Raw genomic sequence first — 19,975 nt, 5'->3', positions numbered from 1 at the left:
TTATTTAACCCCCCTAATTGAATTTATAATAAAACTTCATATATTATATATTCACATACATTTATTAATCTTAGGGGAGTATTAATTTGTTGATTTTGGAAAAATTTTATGTGGATCAACGATCTTTTTATAGTGGGAAGATCAAGGTAAGATGTAAACAATGAAAGTATCGGTGTATCATGCAGAACAGTGTGACCCTAAAAAATGTACCACTGTAAAGCTTCAAAGGCAGGGTAAAATTAAAGTTGTAACTAAACTTACCATGTTACCTAAAGGAGCATTAGTACTGGATCCATTTTCTGCAAAATCGGTTTCATACGAAGACAGAGAAATAGTTGAAAAAAATGGTATTGTAGGTCTTGACTGTTCTTGGAACAGAATTCAAAAGTCCAGTATAATGTTCAAGGGCAAAAAATATCACAGATCTCTTCCTTTCCTTGTTGCAGCGAATCCCGTCAATTATGGAAAGCCATGCAAACTCTCAACTGCAGAGGCTATTGCAGCAACTTTTTATATAGTGGGACTTAAAGATAATGCTGTTGAAATAATGTCCCAGTTCAAATGGGGACCTCATTTTCTCAAGCTCAACCATGAGTTATTAGAGGAATATTCAAGTGCTAAAACAAGTGCTGAAGTTGTTAAGATTCAAAATAGTTTTATAGGAGGCTAAAAATGGCTAGATTTGAAGAAGCAGAGAACAGGCTGTTTAAAATTAAAATTTGCCTTAAATGTAACGCAAGGAACCCACCGACTGCAAAGACTTGCAGAAAATGCGGTTACAAAGGTTTAAGATATAAAGCAAAAGAAGCAAGAGGTTAATTTTGCACATACCGATTTAACTAGGGGTTTAATACCCTAATGTTAAATTATATGTCCTAAAATGATAATTAATGTTTAATATTGATTTTAATATTTTTCTATGATTGTTTTAATAGAGTGATTAGATGAACGTTGAAAATTACATCAGAGAAACTCTAAAGGATCACAAGTTACACCTAACACTTCTTGATCCCGAGGAACAAACGCCTGAAGAAGCAGTTTCCATAGCTAAAAATGCTGTTTCTGGTGGAACAGATGGTATAATGTTGGGTGGTTCAACAACTAATTCTACAGAGCTTGATGCAACAGCCAAAGCACTTAAAGAAAATGTTGATGTTCCGATCATACTGTTTCCTGGTAACATAACTGGTGTTAGTAAATATGCTGATGCTATATTTTTTATGAGTCTACTGAACTCCTGTAATCCATACTGGATAACTGGAGCTCAAGCACTAGGTGCTCCAACAATTAAAAAACTGGGCATTGAAACCATATCCATGGGATATTTAGTTGTGGAACCTGGTGGAACAGTTGCATGGGTTGGAGACGCCAAGGTAATCCCAAGGAAAAAACCTGATCTGGCAGCTGCGTATGCAATGGCTGCAGACTTCATGGGCATGAAACTCCTCTACCTCGAAGCAGGATCAGGGGCTGATGAGCACATTCCAAAGGAAATGATACAGCTCGTTAAAAAGACCACAAATTCCATTGTAATAGTGGGTGGTGGAATCAGAACAGCTCAAGACGCTGCTGAAGTAGCAGCTGCAGGTGCAGATATGGTGGTTACAGGTACAGTTGTTGAAAACAGTTCCAACATCAAAGACAAAATTCAGGAACTCGTTGATGGTATAAGATCAACAGGATAACTGAAACCCATACCAACATTTTTTTATTTCAAAACTTTTTTTATAAATTATAAATTTTCTTTATTTATTTTTCTAAGTCATATTCACGGCGTTATAAAGCAAATAATATATTTCTGAACACACAATATCTTTTTAAGAGGTGAATATCATGAGTAGTTGTGATGTGAACGGTTATGAGGAATTATCAAATAAGATGAAGACCAAACTTGGACTAGAAAAATCTCCAGTTGCAGTTAAACTTGTTTTAAGGGAAGAAGACATTCCTGAGGGCATTTCCAAAATAGACTCCAAATTAAGGCACTGTGAAATGGTACAAAAAGCAGCCCAAGGAGAAACATTTTACGCAACTGTTGAAGAACAATTATGTAAAGGGGGAGCTGGTGCAATAGGGCTCATGGAACCGCCTGAAAAGGTTAAAACAGGGGAAATGTACTACTCCTTGGAAAGGTTTTCCAGCCTCGGTGCAGCCAAGAGAACAGTTGATGCCATACCCAAAATAGATCCAATTATGAAGGCTATAATCTACGCACCCCTGGAAACAGCACCCTTCGATCCAGATGTGGTGGTCATAATAGGCAACTCAAAACAAGCGATGATGTTGGCACAGGCAATGGTATTTACCCTTGGAGGAAGGATCGAAGCAGACTTTGCTGGAATTCAATCCATTTGTGGAGATGCAGTTGCAGGGCCTTACACAACTAAAAAACCAAACTTCACACTGGGATGCAGTGGCTCAAGAAAATATGCCGGAATAAAAACCGACGATGTAATAGTTGGAATGAACGGTGAAAATATAGGCTGCGTTGTAAACGCACTCGAAGCACTCTAAATCAACATCAATTATTTATTTTATTTTAATTTCTTTTTGTATTTTTTTAATTCATGTTTTTTTTATCTAATAAAAATCTAGTTAAGCTGAAGTTCAGTTTCGTTCAAGATAGATTGTAGTACAAAATTTGTTAGTTTAGAATAATTAAGTTATTTTTGGTTTTTTGAGGGTGTAATTGAAAATTAGTTAAACCCCATTATTTGATTAATACACTTAAAGAATTGTAAAGATTAGTGGATATTGAATTCAAAAAAATAAAAGAAAGGGAGATTGTTCCTAAGACGTTGTGGTAAAGCTGAATGAATACGGTGCTGCCATGTAGTTGCCGCTTCTATCAATAATGCTTTTTGACTGGAATGTTACTACGTACTTTGTGGATTTAGCATATGTGCCTGTTGGCAAGGTTAAAGTTAAAGTTTTACCATCTTTGCTTATAGAGGGGGTAAGTTTTATAACAGTTCCACTAGTACTTTTTATCGTAACCAAATTCATATTTACGCTATCAACTGGTTTACTGAATGTTATTGTTAACTGTTGCTTTGTAGAGACTTTGGTTGCAGAATTTGTTGGTGTTGTACTGACAATTTTTGGAGGCACAGCGTCAACTGTGAATTTTGTTGTGTAACCTGAGACTAAACTTGTGTTGTTAACATCTACAACACTATTAACAGGTAAGGTTAGTGTGTACAATCCACCTGCAAATGTTCCACTGCTTTTGGTAATGGTTAAAACATTACCGCTTATGGACTTTGTTATTGCTATATTTGTGTTTGAACTGTCCTTCAATGTTATTTGGCTGTAGGCGGATCCACTATAGATCGGTTTATTGAATATGATTTTTATTACCTTGGTTACTGGAACATTGATTGCATTGTTGACTGGGTCTGAGCTTGTTACTTGTAATGGTGGAACGGTGGTGAAGCTGGTTGTGTATGAAGCAGCAGGGTTGCTTGTTAAATCTTCTATAGCATCGTTAGGTATGTTTAGGGTGTATGTTGTTCCTGAAATTAAATTGGCCAAAGGAACTATATTAAGCGAATTACCGGATATTGTCGGAGTTTTTATTGCCACATGACCGTTAACAGTGCTTAATGTTATGCCTGAAAAGTTTGCTCCTGCTTTTATAGATTCACTGAATACGACCTTGATTGATTTGTTTAATGCTACATTAACTGCGTTTTTTACTGGATCTGTGCTTTTAACTTGTGCTGCAGGAATTGTAGTGAAATTAGTGGTGTAAGAGCTTGCAGCGTTACCAGCTAAATCTTCTATGGCATCATCTGGTAAGTTAAGGGTGTATGTTACTCCTTTGAATAATTTCTCCATTGGTACTACTATTAGGGAGTTGCCTGTTATTCTTATGTCAGCAGCTATTTGGTCAGTGTTGGAGTTTAATGTTATGTCTGCAAAGTTTGCCCCTTCTTTAATAGGTTCATTGAATACTAACGTAATTACCTTATTGAGAGGTACATTAATTGCATTTTTTAAGGGATCGGTTTTGGTTACAATTGGAGGTTCTGTGTCAACGAAGTTGTCGATCTCTGTTACATATGCGTCTTTTGTGTATCCAAGATCATCATGTGCAAAATTATTGTAAGCACCTATGGTGGTTGGATAATCATTAGACCATGTATTACCTGCCACATACACTTGTCCACTACCGGTCATTGCTGCACAGTTTCCATAATCTGCATTTGCCCCGCCTATTATTGAGGTATCCAAGGTTTGTTGGGATGTGTTTGGATTTTTAAGCACAGAGAAGAATACGTCTTCATTACCGTTGTAAGCTGGGGAAGATGTTACACCTGCAAAGTTAGTTGAATTTGTGGTTCCAACGACTCCGAAATTTGGACCTAATCCTGAAACAACAACGCCATTTGCAACATCGTTACTGTTACCACCTAGATATATACTATATTGGACTGATTGCAGTTCTTTATCTAATATGGTAACAAATGCATCTTCCTGACCTCTGTTGTTACTTGCTTGTTGTGAAACTATTGGCTGGAAATCTGTTGACCAGGTTCCTCCAACAACGTAAACTCTTCCAACAGGATCTACAGCAATACCATTACCCACATCTTTTGCAGATCCTCCTAGTAAAGCTGCGCTTTCTATATTTTCGAGGTACTGGCATGATAATTTAACAACGAATGCATCATAATCTCCTTTATTGTTTACTAAACTAGGGTTCTTGGGATACGTGTTTGCTAGTGGTATGGCTGGGAAATCAGAAGCATTGGTTGCTCCGGTTATGTATATATAATTCTGTTGGTCTACAGCTATTGCATTAGCATAACTAGTTCCCTCACCTCCGAAAACAACTCCGGATGTGAAGTAAGTAAGATCATTGTTTAATTTTGATACAAATACATCTCCATTACCAACATAGGTATAAGCATTTGTAGGTTCTCCAAAACCAGAATATCTGACAGGATAACCTGTTACGGATGCGCCTTTAGGATCAGTTCCGTTGTAGGAGAATGTTTGTCCTGTTATGTAGATGTTGTTTGAAGCATCTATCAAAATTCCTTTAGCTATATCTGAACGATTTCCACCGAAGAAAGTACTTGTATTTAAACCTAGATTATTGTTCAATTTTGTGATGAAAACATCACCAGCTCCAGTATCCCATGGAACTGTCCATGCACCATTTGTCATAGGATAATCATGAGAATAGGTTACACCTGTAACAAATACATTACATCCGGATCTGCCGCTGTTATCCAGTGCAATACCATAGGCCTGATCACTGTAACTTCCGCCAATGTAAGTACTTTGTTCTAAGGTACTGAGGTCACTGTTGAATTTGGATACAAATACATCCCATTCGTTTGTTGGAGCACCATTGTTATATGTTCCAGAGGCTGGGAAATCATTTGATCCAGTGTACCCTGTTACGTATACGTCTCCATCTTTGTCCACAGCAATTGCATTGATCCCATCATAACTGTTACCACCGAGATAGGTGCTTGAAAGTAATGGGTCAATGAACAGCCTGTATTTCTTGTTGTATGCCCCAGTTTTGTATCCGTAGCTTGTTCCGTTTAAAACGTAAGAAACAGGTACAACAACACGTTTTCCATTGATCATCTGATAAGCGAATGGTTTTGTGAGTTTAAGTGCACTTGAACCGTTTAGAATTTCAAGTTCCCCATTTTTGTTAACTTTTAATCCTGTAGATCCGCTAACATTAACCCATATACTGTTTGGACTTCCGTTACGTGTTATAACGTATATCTTTTCGATGTTCTTTCCATGTGCCTTCAGATGGAGGTTCACACCTGTGTAAAGATTGGTGTATAGAACCTGATTATAGGTTGAAACGTTTTTCTTCCAGTCTTTAGAATTCTTTCCAATGTAGTAGTTTACCTTGGTTTTTGAAGAGTCGAGTCCTGAAACAGCTACATGATTTGCACCGTTAAAATTCTCGCTAACGATCCATGACTTTTTATCCTTACTTAACCTGTAAATAATTCCATTGTTCTCGACATAAACACTTCCAATAAACGTGTTTGCCGAGTACTTCACATTTTTATCTGCTATTTGGCCGTTATTTTGGGTGAAAGGTATTGTGACATTGACAAATTTTTTATCATTCACACTTACCTTTTTTGTTGTGTTGGCAGCACTTGCCGAACCCATGAAAATAAAAAGAACCATAATCAACAGAATTATCAATCCTTTTTTTCGTATGTTCAAATTGAATTTCCCCCTTATGGAATAACTTGTTGACAAAATTATTTAAAAAAACAAATTATCTACTAAAAAAAATTGTTGTCCACTCTATTTTTTTGGTCTACGCCCCCATTCAACCCCCGATATATTTTTTTATTCGAATTTCATAAAAAATGATTATCGAAAGTTAATTTCTACTTCTGTATTATTAAATTTTTCTATGTGTAATAACGGTTAATTAGCCATATTTTAAGAATAAAACATTGAAATAGGGATATTTAAATGAAAACAGCATTAAATGTTGAAAACAAATTTTAATAAACAGTATTTACAGATTCGATCAGGAATAACTGGACTAATTCGGGGTTTGCATATTAATTTTCAATAGTTTGACATTGGCTGGTTTGAATTAAATTTTATTTGGCCATACTCAAACTAAATATTGGATCAGGACTTAAACCATTATAAACGATCTTTAATATCGATATAGTCTTGATACGTGTTGATATTTATGAGTTCAAGTTTGTTTAGTGAGGGAATTCCATAAAAAACAACCCCATCTCCTATCATCTTGATTAATATTGGATTTAAATTGTTTTTATCATGGGGTAAATATTTCAAAAGCAGGTCTAAATGGCAGATAAAGGGCATACCCAACCCTTTAGCAGTTTGAAGTAATCCAGTAGCTTCTCTGGCCAAGACAGAAACGATGTTTTCAGGATCACGATAGTTGACGGCGGTGTCAATCAAATTTCTGTACGTTTCGGCGGTTACAGTTGGTTGATCTCCAGCTACACACAGTACCAAACCTGAACTTGAATTTTGAACCCCATTTAGAAGTGTTTCAGATAATTCAACGTTTTTGTCTGTATTTTTAACAATTTTCAATCGCTCATCAGGATAGTCCTCAAGTACTGGGCCTATCTCTTCATTGAAATGACCAAGCACCACTATGCACTCATCCACACCCGACTTTAGCACGTTATCAATGGTGTGTAGAATAACAGGTTTCCCACCAATATCCATGAGCAGTTTGTGTTTAATTTCCAGTTTACGGGACTTAAGGTCTTCAATCATTCTCCTGTTTTTACCAGCTGCTGTGATCACTGCTGAAACCATGATTTTGCTCATGAGAACTATATCTATAGATTGTGAATAATAAAATAATTGGTTTAAAAACTAATTCATTAAATAATTGGCAAATTCAAAAAAAGGATAAAAAAAGATAAAAAATGGGGTTTATGAAGTGTACTGGATTGCCTGTGCATATATTGACATGCCCGTACCGCCACCAACAGTCCAAAGAACCACCTTCACAGGATAATCAGTGGGATTGTAAATTGAAATGCCGGAACTCGGGTTGGCATCCACAGATACTGCGTAAAATCCGCTTGACATTCCGCTTGGAAGTGGGAAACCAGCATCCATGACTGCAGCTCTTAATGCTCTTCCTGAGGGACATGCACCGTGTGATGGGTAACTTTTAAGTTCTGGGTCGTACACTCCTACAAAGGTAACATTCGTTTTTCCATAAGCTGTTGTGTGTGGTGGTACTATTGTATTGTTCCAACCATCAACAAATACCCGTGCATTTACTTCACGAAGGCTGTTGTCGTATTCTGCGTAGTATCCTAAAACACTGTTACCGGATCCAACCACGGTTTGATTGGTGGCTCCATTGTAAACCATCACTGGAGATCCTGAAGGATATCCTGCCATGTACTTGGTGGTGTTTGCACCAAATAGTGATGTTATTTCACTTGGAGTTACTGTGTTTCGTCCATCATTGAATTTTGCGAGTGAATAATCAATTGTTAGATTGTCACCAACATCAGAGGAGTTATACCATGATTTAATGGAGTTGGTAGTCATGTTAGTTCCTGAAACTGTGCTGTTGCTGATGTCTGCAGTTGCAACACTTTTAACGGTTTTATTTTCGACTTTAATGTCTACACCGTGTGCAGTTTTAACAGCTACTGTGTAGGGTGTTTTAAATCCCCATACAAATGTTCCAGGGGCATTAACAACTAATTTGCTTCCGTTGACAGTGACCATTCCTGGGCCGCTGAATCCTTTAGCAATTCCTGTGTTTGTAACGTTACCGCTGGTTATTTCGTTTATGGGTGTTTCAACAGATCCTGTTGTCAGTGCGGTGTAAAAATCACCATATTCTTGATTTTTTAGGTCATCAATCAAGTAATCTGGATGGTAAATTACAGGTACTTTCCTGATATTGTTGCTGTTAACAACGTTCTCTCCGCTAACAACTGTGTCTCCAATATTTACTGCAGAAAATTCTGTTGGGTTCTGAGCAGGTATGTTGGTAGCTAAACTTTTTCCCAATGTTCCCAGACCAACCACAATGATAATTAAAACTAAAAGTATTAAAATGGGATTTTCAAGGTAATTGGTCAGGATAATTCCTCCTTTCATTCATCAAACATATCTCTCCTAGTAAATGACTCCCCCAAAAAAATGCATCATAAAAATCAGTGTGCATAATCTAAGGTGTTACATCAATATATTTATAGTATGTGATTTTCATTTGAATGTGCTGCATTAAGCTGAAAGAATAATGCAATTCAACAAGAATTATTCATCAACCAACTGTAATAATGAAGACTGGAGAGACATGATCTTGGCCTGACCATTTCCACCGATGAATATTTTACCATTATTTTCGGTGTAGTCCAACACAAGATCAACTAGATTGGACCTGTCTTCTGTAACTATGATGGTGCCGCTGTATCCAAAATTAATCAAAACTTTCCTTGCAAATTCTGTGGTATCATCTAAACCTGGAAAAAGAACAACTTCTGATGGATCTGCCATTGCAACTTCCTTCAAGATGTTGTACCGGAATTTTTCATTTCTACGGGGTGTTCCAATAATAACAATGTCGGGTTGTGCTTCACTCAAAACTGCGGAGGTTGAATCGGGATTATCTGTTTTACCGATGATTATTTCAGAACCATTCAACTTCAAAGTTTGTATTCGTCCTTCAACAGCCTCAAAACTGGATAGAACCTCATTAATTAATTTAGGTTCCACCCCTAAAATGCTTGCAACTTTAAATGCTCCAGATGCATTTTCTTGATTAAAACTTCCGAATAATTTTAGATCTCTAACTTCGGAATCGAAGTATTGGGCATTTCTAGATTTACATCCCTTAAGCATGGGATCGTTACCATTTAACACGACCTGATCCACATCCTTCAGGAACTTATCAACGGAACTTCGATAGTTTTCCATGGATTGGTGGTGCTCCATATGATCATATCCCATGTTGGTTACGAGTACCATGTCAAATTCAAAGATACGGGATGCGAAATCAAGGGTCATGTCACAAACCTCTACGATCATGACATCGTAGTTTGATTCATTTGCTTGGATAGTTAGTTGGGTGTAACCATCAAAACCACCACCAGCATTTCCACCCATTAAAACTTTGTAACCTGCTTCAACCAGGATCTCATTTAACATGTGGCAAGATGTTGTTTTTCCGTTGGTGCCTGTGACACCAATGGTGAAAATAGTTTTATGCCCTTTTAAAACATCTGAAAACAGTTTATTTTTCCCTACAATCTGATTAATAGCACTTTTATTCCATAGGCTCGGACTTAAAACCACACAGTCAGATGCATCTACTTTAGTTTTATCATGAAATCCAAGATCCACATCCAGATCACTTGATTTGAATTCAGATAGATCTAAACTTTGATCGAGATCAGATGCGTAAACACTGGCTCCATAGTCAAGAAGAGCTTTAACTGATTTTTTACCTTCTATTCCAAGTCCTAAAACTGCAACTTTCATTTTATTTTTCCATAAGATGATTCGAGTTTATTTTATTTAAAAAAATATTAAGATCATTTAATATAAGTCAACATACTGAGTTTAGTTTATACTTATTTTTATCTATTTGTATTTACAATAGATATAATACAAAACCAATTGAAAAAGATGAACTAGTACAACATGGATTTTATTCAGTCCAGTTCACATTAAACTTATCATGGTGTATAATAATGAAGAACCTTTCTAAAGAAATCATAGAACGAATAGAAAAAATTTCAAGACCCGTAAAGATAATGCATGTCTGCGGATCCCATGAACATACCATTATGCAGTACGGAATTAGAACTTTGATACCGGAAGAGGTTGAAATAGTAGCAGGACCAGGTTGTCCTGTGTGCTGTGTACCATCTAGGGAAGTTGATGAGTGTCTCTACCTTGCAAGGGAAGGAGTAACCATAGCCACATTTGGAGATATGTTAAGGGTTCCAGGAACTAAAGGAACGCTTGCAGATGCTAAGGCAGATGGTGCTGATGTAAGAATAGTTTACGGAGTTAACAATGCCGTTGAAATGGCCCAGAAAACTGATAACGATGTTGTTTTCATGGCAGCAGGATTTGAAACCACGGCCCCCACAACAGCAGCAGAACTTGTGAACAGACCTCCTGAAAATTTCTCAGTTATTTCATCACACAGACTGATACCTCCAGCACTTAAATTTTTAATAGAATCTGGAGAAGTAAACTTAAACGCATTAATTGAACCTGGCCATGTTTCAACCATCATAGGAACAAAACCATACGAAAGTTTTTCAAAGGACTATGGAATTCCCCAAGTTGTTGCAGGATTCAATCCATTCGATGTGTTGATAGCAATTTACATGGTGCTTAAACAATTCGAAAATGGTGAAGCAGAGGTACAAAACGAATATAAAAGAGCAGTAAGGGATGAAGGAAATGTTAAAGCTCAGGAACTGCTTGAAGAAGTATTTTTCATTAAAAGCAGGGAATGGAGAGGTTTTCCTGAAATTCCGAACTCAGTGTACGAAGTCAAACCGGAATTTGATGAGTTCAATGCAAGGAAAAAATTTGACATAGACATAGGAGAATCAGAACCAGTTGTAACTGGATGTATCTGTGGACCAATACTCAGGGGAGTTGCAAGACCAGAAGAATGTAAACTCTTTAAGAAAGAATGCAACCCAATGAATCCTGTTGGAGCATGCATGGTGAGTAAGGAAGGTACATGTAATATTGCATTCAGATACGGTTCATTCGACCCAGAACTCTAAGCAAGCACACAAAGAGGAGAATCTAAACTTGATTAAAGTACTGGCCACAGATGTTGACGGAACAATCACAAATACAAGTAGAAGAGGTTGTTTAAGCGCCATAGAAACCATACATCGTGTTGAAGATATGGGAATGCCAGTTATTATTGTAACTGGGAATATTTCATGTTTTACAAATGCGTTAAGCACATTTTTATCTACATCCGGAGGAATTGTGGCTGAAAATGGTGGGGTGATAGAGTTCAACGGTAAAACCGAAATTTTGGGGAATTACAAACTTTGTAACGAGGCTTATGAATACCTCAAAGCAGAACTTCCTGTTGAAAAGGTTCAAAACTCAAATTTAAGGGTTTCAGAAATAGCTTTAACTCGAAAGGTGCCTGTGACTACCATTAAGAATGTTCTTAAGGATCATCCTGTGGAGGTGTATGACAGCAAGTTTGCAATTCACCTAACCGATCCTGAAGTGAACAAGGGATCTTCATTACTCAAGGTTGCAGGGGCATTGGGTTTCAATGCAGAAGAAATAATGGCAGTTGGAGACAGTGAGAATGACATGGAATTTTTAGCTGCAGCAGGATTGAAGATTGCGGTGTCCAATGCTAATGAAGAACTCAAGGGTATTGCAGATTACGTGACAAAAAACGCTCATGGAGATGGATTTAAAGAAGCTGTTGAGAGATTTATATTGTAAAAAATAGACTAAAAATTCCAAATGAGTTAATGTTTCTTAAATTTTTCTTTAAGTATAGTTTTTCGAGGTGTAAAAAAGATGATGCATGATGTAGCAAACCAAACACTTGATCTGGCCCTAAAATATACGGATCAAGCAGAGGTATATGTTGAAAAGGAAGAAGGAGTAGATGTTGACATTAAGAATGATAATGTCGACTTTGCCAAGGAAGCCTTCACATTTGGTGTTGGTGTGAGGGTCATAGTTGATGGTAGAATGGGATTTTCATACACAACCAACACAGACAGCCTTGAAGAAACTGTTAAAAATGCAATTTTCAATGCAAAATCCAATGAAGTAGATGAAAACTTTTCATTTGCCCCCAATTCAAAGTATCCTAAGATCAAAGATATTTATGACCCAAAAATTGAATATCTGGAACTTGAGGAAATTATTGATGTTGCCAAGATCATGCTCAAAACAGTTGTAGAAGAAAAATGCGAACCCACATCTGGAGGTTTTTCAACAGGATACAGCAAGTTAATAATGGCAAATTCAGAAGGAGCAGTTGCAAAGGATGTTTCATCAATATTCACAGGTTACATGGCGGTCAATGCAGATGATGGAGATGCAGTGTCCACAGCCAGTGAATCTGATTCTTCAAGGTTCATGAACATTGATCCTGAAAGTATCGCCCTAAAAGCATGTGAAATAGCAAAAAAATCAAGGAAAGGTCAAACAATAGACACTGGAGATATTCCGGTAGTTCTGGATCATCATGCAGCTGCAGGTTTGCTTGGAACATTTTACGGTGCATTCAATGCAGACAACATTCAAAGGGGCAGATCAGTGTATGCAGACAAGGTTGGACAACAAGTGGTATCCAGTTCCCTAAGTATCTACGATGATGGAACACTACCTGGAGGGCTTCAAAGTGCCACATGTGATGGTGAAGGAGTTCCAAGTCAAAAAACTGCTCTCATAGAAGATGGAATCCTTAAAAACTTTTTATTCGATATTTACACAGCCAACAAGGGAGGAGTAGAATCCACAGGAAATGGTATGAGAAGTTCCTATGGAGATGTTCCTGCAGTGGGTTTATCGAATTTCATTTTAAACTTCAACGAAGTGAACCCTATTTCCGATCTGAAAGAGGGAGTACTTGTCACAGATGTTCTAGGTGCACACACAGCAAACCCAATATCTGGAGACTTCTCAGTTGAAGCCATGAATGCATTTAAAATAGAAAATGGTGAAGTAACATATCCAGTTAAAAAGGCAATGTTATCCGGCAATATTTTTGAAGCCATGGGAATAGCATCAGCAACAGAATCAGAGAAACGAAGCATAGGACCATTTGTAATCCCAAGGATACTGGTTGAAAAGTTAAGGGTTGTAGGCTAAAAAAAATATGGTCATGATTCTGAGGGACTCTCAAGCAATTGAAAGCCCTAAGAATCCCCAAAACTTTTTTCAAAAAAAAACCATATCAAAAAGCCAAATGGCCCCCGAAATTAAGGTTTCAAACCTACTCTTTTTTTTATAGATTGAACTCCATCACCACCAACTATGGCCATAAATCGGGATAATTTGTTAAAGAATTAACTTCGAGCTGATAAAAATGGGATTCTATGATTTATCAAAGGATGAAAGATCCAAACTTGTTAAACAAATACATGACGAGATTGAGGAATCTATTTTGAATGCAAAATTCGACGGTGATGGAAATAGTTCTGCACCAGAAATCCTGGTTCAGTATGCCTCAAATGAAGATGGATACATACGTAAAGCAGCATACAATGCAGTTGCAAAAATTTATTTAGAAAACAATGACTTGCATAAAAAAATTCTTACAATCATGGCTGAGCTTTTGAATAATTCCAATCCCAAGGTGAGACAAACAGCAGTTTACGTGCTCGGTGAAATAGGAACTAAGGACATCACAGATATACTGGTTATATTTGAAACAGCACTAACAGATGAGCACCATTCTGTTAGAAATGCTGTTATTGGAGCTTTAAAACGTATGGGCCAAAGAAATCCTAAACAAACCTTTAAATTTGCATCGAAACATATACAAAGCAAAAATCCAATGATTAGGCGGGAAATTGTACATGGAATTGAACTCAGGGGAAGAACCCACCCTGAAGAAGTCATGCCCATATTAAAGAAGTTAGAATACGAAGAAGATAAAGCTGTAAAACAAATGATTATCCATGTAATCGGGCAGATAAGCTACAAAAAAGGCTGTCTTGAAGTGGTTGTTAGAGATTTGAATGATTGGTCAAACAAGGGACTGGTGTTGGAAGCATTCAAAGAGATTGTTGAAGTACATGAAAACTACAAATTTGCTACAAGAACACCAGAACAAGCCAAAAACTATATCAAAAAAAATTTAGAAACTAAGAATTTGAATTTAGAAGAATTTTAGAGGTAACGATCATGGAAATGAAGGAAATGGAAATCCAAATATTTGAGGACCTTAAAGGGGATTATGATGGTGTAGAAAAAATTACAATGCAATCTGAACAAGAATTTCTGGTCTTTGCAGATGATGAAACACTCTGGAATATTTTTGAAGACATGATCAACGAATTCAGTTCCATAGAATTGGATGCAGAAAAGGGAGAAACTCATTTTTTGAGGATACAGATCTAATGTATTGGGACCCCAAAAAAATAGAACACCATTTTTAGGATCCTAAACTGAATTTACAGTTATTATGTGGAATATATTCCAATATTTATTTTAAAATATACCCTTTAACTTCTTAAAAACTCTAAAAAGGATTTGAAGTGTAAGTATTTATAAACAACGAATAATATATTATAATTTAATAGTAATGCTTTGATTTAGGTAATACTGAAAGATCATGTGATGAGCTATGATTTGTGAAAACTGTGGTGCTGAGATAAGGAACAGAGAAAATTACTGTCCAAACTGTGGAATGGAAGTAATAAGCCCATACAACAAATCAATAAAAGCCAGATACATGGCTGGGGAATACACAGAAAATCAAGGTGATTATTATTCAAGAAAAAGACGTTCCAAAGAGGAAAAGGTTTATGTTGAAGAAACTGAGCCACAGGTTTCAAAGGAAACTGACCCGGAATTAGTCGAAGAATATTACGAGCCCGAACCAGAAGATTTTGAAGAGTCTGGTGGAGTTTCGGTTCTCACGGTCATAATACTATTTTTGGTAGTAGCCCTTTTAATAGGATTTGTAATCGGAATACTGGTTTTTTCAGGTTTCTTACACTCCTTACCAGGATTTTCTAAGCTTTAATAAAAAATTTTGAATTGAAATATTAATTTTTCAGGGTTTCTGACTAGCCGTTTTATAAAAAAATGGGGTTTTAGGAAGTTTTATCCAAACAGTTGTTTAAAATGAAACTTCCATCTTCAATTCTTCTTCTGAGTTCTGCTGTTAATTCTCGTGCCCTTTTGATGTCGGATTGTCTGCAAATAATTGGCATGTCATATGTTTTATCTTCTATACCAAAACTCACACTACCAGTTTCCATTGTGAAGGCTTGATTTGGACAGGAGTGTACACACATTCCACAGCCGAAACATTTTTTCAGGTTCAAATTATCTGAATAGGCCCCTGTTGGACATCTTTCCCTCACAACACAGTTATCACATTTAATACATTTCTCAGGATGATAAACTGGTCTTTCATCAGAATTATCCCACACTTCTCCATAGTTGGTTGAGGATAAAACACTGTGTCTACCCCGAATATCTGTAATTGGAAGAACTATGTCCTTATTTAATATGAATGTTTTTTCGAAGATTTCATTGTCAAGCACTGGTATGGCACATGCAACGCTGTCAAATACTTCTGGACCTGCTCCTGTTTGGAATCCTCCAAGGAAATGAGGATCCATCTGCTTCATGTCTCCGGTGATCATTAAGTTAGGTTTTTCAGGACTGCTACGAGTTCCATTTCCTATAATTATACTTTCAGCTCCATTTAAAAGTATTTTAGACCCTGCACAAATGGTTTTCATTACAGGATCGTTTTGTAATGGATTGAGCTGGCCACAGCCAGAAACAGATAATCCTTTAAACGGACCTTCCATATCTACAGCATGGAATATTGATGAGATCAGTTCTTCTGATGGATTGGTGAATGAATTATAATTCTTAAATGCCATTCTTGTACCCAGCATCTGGGCAGTACCTATATCATCCACAGTAACAGTTTTATGGAAGGTTTTTCCATCTATGGATTCTACTTCCACTTCAATATCGTTCCCTGCAACAATATCCTTAAATAGGAAACCTCCACCATATTTCTCATCTTCACTACTGTGTGAGGTTCCATATATGACCAGATCAACTGATCCAAGCCATTCATTAGGACAAGGCCCAGGAAAACCTGGAACACCATTTAAACTGATTTTACTGGCTTTTTTAAATGCACCAGGATCTGAAACAGGAACATGGAGCACTGCAGCAGTTCCAGACATTATACCACATGTTCCTGTGGTAACAACATCTACATCTTCTGCCTTGGGTGTTTCACCCTCTTTAATAAGGTTTGATATTTCCTCCGCGCTTAGCACGTTGGCATTTCCAGCTTTAATTTTTTTATTAATTTCTTCCACACTGCGGATCTTCAATTTAATATCTCCAATAAACTCTTTTTTTCATTAAATGTAAATGTATAAAAATATTTCCAGGAAACATAATCCCTGTTTAAATTCCATCTAAAATAAACATGGTTAATATTATGTTAATATCAAGGCTATAAATTTTTGAATGCTGTACCTTAAAAAAAAATTTTATTAAATATTTCCAATTTAGAAGTTCTGTTTATCAGCCTAGAACTTTTTCAGGTTTAGTTACTCAATGGTTTGATAAATATAAAGAATAAAAAATAAATTGGCTTTTGGGGGTTTTATCTAACTTTTCCCATGCCGTAGTACTGTCTGTATCCGCCGCCGATGATCCAGATTATCACTGCACCAACAACACCGTATTTAATGGGATAAAAATCAAAAACACCTAATAAAAGTACTATAAGTCCCACAACACCCATGATGTATAGTATGAAATTTATTTGATTATCTTCCATATTATTTTTCCTCCTATTTTTGTATTTTAATGCTCCTATATTCTTATTATAATCAGAGAAATTTATATTCTTCGGGGTATGGAAATAATGGAGGTACTGTGGATGAAAGTTGTTTCCCACAGTTTGATAATCCTGTTTAACCACCTTTCAAGATTTCTTCAATGGTTTTGAGTGCAGAGTTTAGAGCCTCTTCCATCATTTCATGGTTTTTACCAGCGCCCTGTGCAAGGTTTGGTCTTCCACCTCCACCTCCACCTAACATGGCAGCTGCATCCTTGATGATGTTGTTTATTTTCAAACCCCTTTCAAGGGCTTTGGCAGAGGATCCTCCTACGATCTTACCCTCGGTGTTTCCAATCACAACCACGTCAACTCCATCCACATCTTCAGTCATGTCTGTGACGATTCCAATGAGTTCGTTCATATCTGCATCCATGAGTTGGGTCAGTACAGTGAGATCAGATATTTCAACTGCCAGGTCCCTTATACTTCCAACCTTTAGTGTGGCAATTTCATCCTTGAGTTTGGTGTTCTCATTTTTGTAGGCCTTCCATTCCTTGAAAAATCTTTCACAGGTTTTTGGAAGTTGTTCAAGTGGCACCTTGAAGATTTCACTGCTTTCTTTGAGTATTTCGTCGTTCCTTTGAACTGCATCTATGGCAGACTTTCCAGCTGAAAACTCGAGCCTTTCAACCCCATCCTGAATCCTTTCGGTTCTGGTAATTTTTATCAGACCAATTTCGCCTGTGTATTTAACATGTGTACCTGCACAGGCTTGAACATCAATTTCATCTATTTTAACTGTTCTGATATTCGCACCTGGAACCACACCTCCCTGGTAAAGTTTGAACCCGTACTTTTTCTCTGCCTTGGTACGGTTCATCCATGAGGTGTGAACCTGATAATTTTTCATAACATAACTGTTGGCAATTTTCTCGATCTCCCTGAGCTCGGTGATGCTGATACGTTTGTAGTGTGAAAGATCGATCCTTGACTTTTTAACACCCTTCTGTGCCCCTGCCTGCCAGACATGATCTCCCAGGACTTCACGTGCAGCAGCCACTATTAAATGGGTTGCGGTATGGTTTTGGGTGAGTGATGTTCTTCTCTCAGGATCTATACTTCCTGTAATCCTGGATCCTGCAAATGGTTTGAGTTTTTCAATATCTTCAGGTTCCATCTGGTGCAAAACAACACCCTGAATTTTTTCAACACTTAAAACATTATATTTTTCCTTATTGCCCTTAACCCGTATATATCCAATGTCGGATGGTTGTCCTCCACCTTCAGGATAGAATATGGTACGATCCAGAACTACATTGTTTTCATAAAATCCTAGAAGCCCGGCTTCAAACTCTGTTTTGCGACTGTGTTCATAGAATACGAGTTCTGTTTCAATGAACTTGATCTCGATGTCCTGTTTTTTATCCTTCTTCTCTGCTTCATGTTCCTCTGCAACCAAGGTGTAAAAATTGTCTGGAACAGCTGCATTAAAGTTTTCTTCGGAGGCGATTTCTTCGATGGTTTCAGGGGGCATTCCATGGGAATCATACAATTTTATCAAAGTTTCAACTGGAATCTCTTCGAGGTTTTCCTTCTTAAGATCCTGGATAGTTTTCTTAACCAGCTGTTTTCCCTTTGAAACAGTTTTGGTGTAACGCTTTTCTTCGAGGGTCACCACATTTAGTATGTGTTGTTTTCTTTCTTCGATCTCTGGATAGGTTTTAGATAAAAATTCCAGTTGAATTTCCATTATGTCTCCAAGGGACTCCTTCAACCCAAGATCCTTCATGAAACGTATGGTTCTTCGAAGTATTAGTCTGGCTAAATAGCCTTCCTTCACATTTGATGGAATGACACCATCTGCAAGCATGAAACACAAACAGCGGGTGTGGTCCGCAATCACGTACACAGCTTCCATGGGTTCGGTGGCGTTTTTCAGTTCTTCCATGGTGATTCCGAGCTTATCTGCTACCCTTCTTCGAAGTTCCTTCAAATCTGCAATGTCTTCAATATCCATCATTCCAGCGATCCTAGCATTTTCAGCCAGTACAGCTTCATTTAATTCCACACCTGCAAGTTCCTTTATCTGGCTTATAACCGGACCAAAGGATGCATCATAGGCAGTGGGTGTGCCTTGGGATATCCATGCAAATCTTTCCAGACCGTATCCTGTGTCCACAATTTTCAGTGGAATTTCCTTCAAACCTTCTGCTGTGGTTTTGTACTGTATGAAAACCAGTGTTGCAAGTTCCACTCCCCGGACACATATTTCGTAACAGGGTCCGGCATTTCCACCGCCTTCCCACCATGATTCTATGTAGGTTATTTCAGATGGATCAATGCCTATGTGTTCTATGAAGTCATGACAGTATTTCACTGTTTCATCTTTCCAGTAAACCTCATCATCAGGCTTGTTAAATGCATGGTGTGCTCCCATTGTAAAACAGGTCATGTGTCTGCCAGTTCTTCCAACATTGTCAACATCATTTAACCTGATGGATGGCTGTGCTATGACCAATGGATTGGCCGGAGGCTCAACCAGACCTGAAGTTACCCATGGCTGAAAATCGTAGATGGATGCTCCAACAAGGAAAACATCATCTCTCCATCTTTTGGCAAGCACTGGATACCTTGTTATTGGTGTGTGGCCTCTTGCTTTGAAGAAATCATTGAACTCCTTCTGGATCTGGTAGAGATCATATTTTACGGTGGTTGCAGGATTTCCTATGAATTCATACTTGTCGCAGGGTGCATCTCCACATGTGGATCTTTCACCTATCGACCAAAAGTCGTTTCCACAAGTTTCACATGTTTTTTTAGTATATCCTAATTCTTCTAATTGGCGAGACATGATAATCAACGTTAACAATCTTTTAATTACATTTTATTTTTATTGACTAGTTAAATAAAGATTTAAATCCCAATACTTGGATGTAA

Annotated in this window: 17 protein-coding genes; 10 read left to right on the top strand and 7 right to left on the bottom strand. The window is 37.3% G+C overall.

Translation table 11 applies throughout. The annotated features are described in order from the left end of the window. The first annotated feature begins 160 nt into the window (after positions 1-160). The 4 genes from METBO_RS11230 to METBO_RS11215 all read left to right on the top strand — a co-directional run bounded on the left by METBO_RS11230 (position 161) and on the right by METBO_RS11215 (position 2,514). The gene (locus tag METBO_RS11230) at positions 161-670 is read left to right on the top strand and encodes a DUF367 family protein (RefSeq protein ID WP_013645836.1); all 510 of its coding nucleotides are present in this window, start codon (positions 161-163) and stop codon (positions 668-670) included. 2 nt (positions 671-672) lie between these two features. Further along, a complete protein-coding gene (locus METBO_RS11225; protein WP_013645835.1) occupies positions 673-819 on the top strand; it encodes a 50S ribosomal protein L40e in 147 nt (48 codons plus the stop codon). 125 nt (positions 820-944) lie between these two features. Then, positions 945-1,685: a geranylgeranylglyceryl/heptaprenylglyceryl phosphate synthase gene (locus METBO_RS11220; RefSeq protein ID WP_013645834.1), complete on the top strand. Its 741-nt coding sequence runs from the start codon at positions 945-947 to the stop codon at positions 1,683-1,685. Between the two features lie 148 nt (positions 1,686-1,833). Beyond that, entirely contained in the window at positions 1,834-2,514 is a 681-nt protein-coding gene (locus tag METBO_RS11215; RefSeq protein WP_013645833.1) for a DUF169 domain-containing protein, read from the top strand. Between the two features lie 276 nt (positions 2,515-2,790). Here the strand turns inward: METBO_RS11215 and METBO_RS11210 are convergent, their stop codons facing one another. From METBO_RS11210 to METBO_RS11195, 4 genes are all read right to left on the bottom strand, one after another. Continuing rightward, positions 2,791-6,216, bottom strand: a complete 3,426-nt coding sequence (locus tag METBO_RS11210; protein ID WP_013645832.1) for an Ig-like domain-containing protein — start codon at positions 6,214-6,216, stop codon at positions 2,791-2,793. Between the two features lie 438 nt (positions 6,217-6,654). Beyond that, the gene (locus METBO_RS11205; RefSeq protein WP_320406851.1) at positions 6,655-7,323 is read right to left on the bottom strand and encodes a nucleotidyltransferase family protein; all 669 of its coding nucleotides are present in this window, start codon (positions 7,321-7,323) and stop codon (positions 6,655-6,657) included. 108 nt (positions 7,324-7,431) lie between these two features. Further along, a complete protein-coding gene (locus METBO_RS11200) occupies positions 7,432-8,625 on the bottom strand; it encodes a hypothetical protein (protein ID WP_013645830.1) in 1,194 nt (397 codons plus the stop codon). 159 nt (positions 8,626-8,784) lie between these two features. Further along, positions 8,785-10,008: a Mur ligase family protein gene (locus METBO_RS11195; RefSeq protein ID WP_013645829.1), complete on the bottom strand. Its 1,224-nt coding sequence runs from the start codon at positions 10,006-10,008 to the stop codon at positions 8,785-8,787. A gap of 212 nt (positions 10,009-10,220) precedes the next feature. Here METBO_RS11195 and hypD point away from each other — a divergent pair, with 212 nt between their 5' ends. The 6 genes from hypD (at position 10,221) to METBO_RS11165 (ending at position 15,238) form a co-directional block, all read left to right on the top strand. Then, positions 10,221-11,279, top strand: coding sequence for a hydrogenase formation protein HypD (gene hypD / locus METBO_RS11190; RefSeq protein WP_013645828.1), 1,059 nt, complete (start codon positions 10,221-10,223; stop codon positions 11,277-11,279). Between the two features lie 28 nt (positions 11,280-11,307). Then, a complete protein-coding gene (locus METBO_RS11185) occupies positions 11,308-11,973 on the top strand; it encodes a phosphoglycolate phosphatase (protein WP_013645827.1) in 666 nt (221 codons plus the stop codon). Between the two features lie 78 nt (positions 11,974-12,051). Further along, the gene (locus METBO_RS11180; protein WP_013645826.1) at positions 12,052-13,356 is read left to right on the top strand and encodes a TldD/PmbA family protein; all 1,305 of its coding nucleotides are present in this window, start codon (positions 12,052-12,054) and stop codon (positions 13,354-13,356) included. Positions 13,357-13,573: 217 nt separating this feature from the next. Beyond that, a complete protein-coding gene (locus tag METBO_RS11175; RefSeq protein WP_013645824.1) occupies positions 13,574-14,383 on the top strand; it encodes a HEAT repeat domain-containing protein in 810 nt (269 codons plus the stop codon). An 11-nt stretch (positions 14,384-14,394) separates the two neighbouring features. Further along, positions 14,395-14,610: a hypothetical protein gene (locus tag METBO_RS11170; RefSeq protein ID WP_013645823.1), complete on the top strand. Its 216-nt coding sequence runs from the start codon at positions 14,395-14,397 to the stop codon at positions 14,608-14,610. Positions 14,611-14,836: 226 nt separating this feature from the next. After that, on the top strand, positions 14,837-15,238 hold the full coding sequence (locus METBO_RS11165; RefSeq protein WP_013645822.1) for a zinc ribbon domain-containing protein: 402 nt from the start codon (positions 14,837-14,839) through the stop codon (positions 15,236-15,238). A gap of 70 nt (positions 15,239-15,308) precedes the next feature. Here the strand turns inward: METBO_RS11165 and METBO_RS11160 are convergent, their stop codons facing one another. From METBO_RS11160 to alaS, 3 genes are all read right to left on the bottom strand, one after another. Then, complete coding sequence (locus tag METBO_RS11160) at positions 15,309-16,580, bottom strand: methanogenesis marker 16 metalloprotein (protein ID WP_013645821.1); 1,272 nt, start codon at positions 16,578-16,580, stop codon at positions 15,309-15,311. 278 nt (positions 16,581-16,858) lie between these two features. Beyond that, on the bottom strand, positions 16,859-17,035 hold the full coding sequence (locus METBO_RS13860; protein ID WP_013645820.1) for a hypothetical protein: 177 nt from the start codon (positions 17,033-17,035) through the stop codon (positions 16,859-16,861). A 136-nt stretch (positions 17,036-17,171) separates the two neighbouring features. Further along, positions 17,172-19,889: an alanine--tRNA ligase gene (alaS, locus tag METBO_RS11155; RefSeq protein ID WP_013645819.1), complete on the bottom strand. Its 2,718-nt coding sequence runs from the start codon at positions 19,887-19,889 to the stop codon at positions 17,172-17,174. Positions 19,890-19,975: the final 86 nt, after the last annotated feature.

Source organism: Methanobacterium lacus (assembly GCF_000191585.1).
Taxonomy (GTDB): domain Archaea; phylum Methanobacteriota; class Methanobacteria; order Methanobacteriales; family Methanobacteriaceae; genus Methanobacterium_B; species Methanobacterium_B lacus.
The sequence above is the reverse complement of the archived record's forward strand: the minus strand, read 5'-3'. Positions and strand labels throughout refer to the sequence as shown.

Coding starts and splice junctions, on each gene's coding strand:
- METBO_RS11225 (WP_013645835.1), top strand. CDS start 673: ATGGCTAGATTTGAAGAAGCAGAGAACAGGCTGTTTAAAATTAAAATT.
- hypD (WP_013645828.1), top strand. CDS start 10,221: ATGAAGAACCTTTCTAAAGAAATCATAGAACGAATAGAAAAAATTTCA.
- alaS (WP_013645819.1), bottom strand. CDS start 19,889: ATGTCTCGCCAATTAGAAGAATTAGGATATACTAAAAAAACATGTGAA.
- METBO_RS11170 (WP_013645823.1), top strand. CDS start 14,395: ATGGAAATGAAGGAAATGGAAATCCAAATATTTGAGGACCTTAAAGGG.
- METBO_RS11195 (WP_013645829.1), bottom strand. CDS start 10,008: ATGAAAGTTGCAGTTTTAGGACTTGGAATAGAAGGTAAAAAATCAGTT.
- METBO_RS11205 (WP_320406851.1), bottom strand. CDS start 7,323: ATGAGCAAAATCATGGTTTCAGCAGTGATCACAGCAGCTGGTAAAAAC.
- METBO_RS11215 (WP_013645833.1), top strand. CDS start 1,834: ATGAGTAGTTGTGATGTGAACGGTTATGAGGAATTATCAAATAAGATG.
- METBO_RS13860 (WP_013645820.1), bottom strand. CDS start 17,035: ATGGAAGATAATCAAATAAATTTCATACTATACATCATGGGTGTTGTG.
- METBO_RS11180 (WP_013645826.1), top strand. CDS start 12,052: ATGATGCATGATGTAGCAAACCAAACACTTGATCTGGCCCTAAAATAT.
- METBO_RS11175 (WP_013645824.1), top strand. CDS start 13,574: ATGGGATTCTATGATTTATCAAAGGATGAAAGATCCAAACTTGTTAAA.
- METBO_RS11200 (WP_013645830.1), bottom strand. CDS start 8,625: ATGAAAGGAGGAATTATCCTGACCAATTACCTTGAAAATCCCATTTTA.
- METBO_RS11220 (WP_013645834.1), top strand. CDS start 945: ATGAACGTTGAAAATTACATCAGAGAAACTCTAAAGGATCACAAGTTA.
- METBO_RS11165 (WP_013645822.1), top strand. CDS start 14,837: ATGATTTGTGAAAACTGTGGTGCTGAGATAAGGAACAGAGAAAATTAC.
- METBO_RS11230 (WP_013645836.1), top strand. CDS start 161: ATGAAAGTATCGGTGTATCATGCAGAACAGTGTGACCCTAAAAAATGT.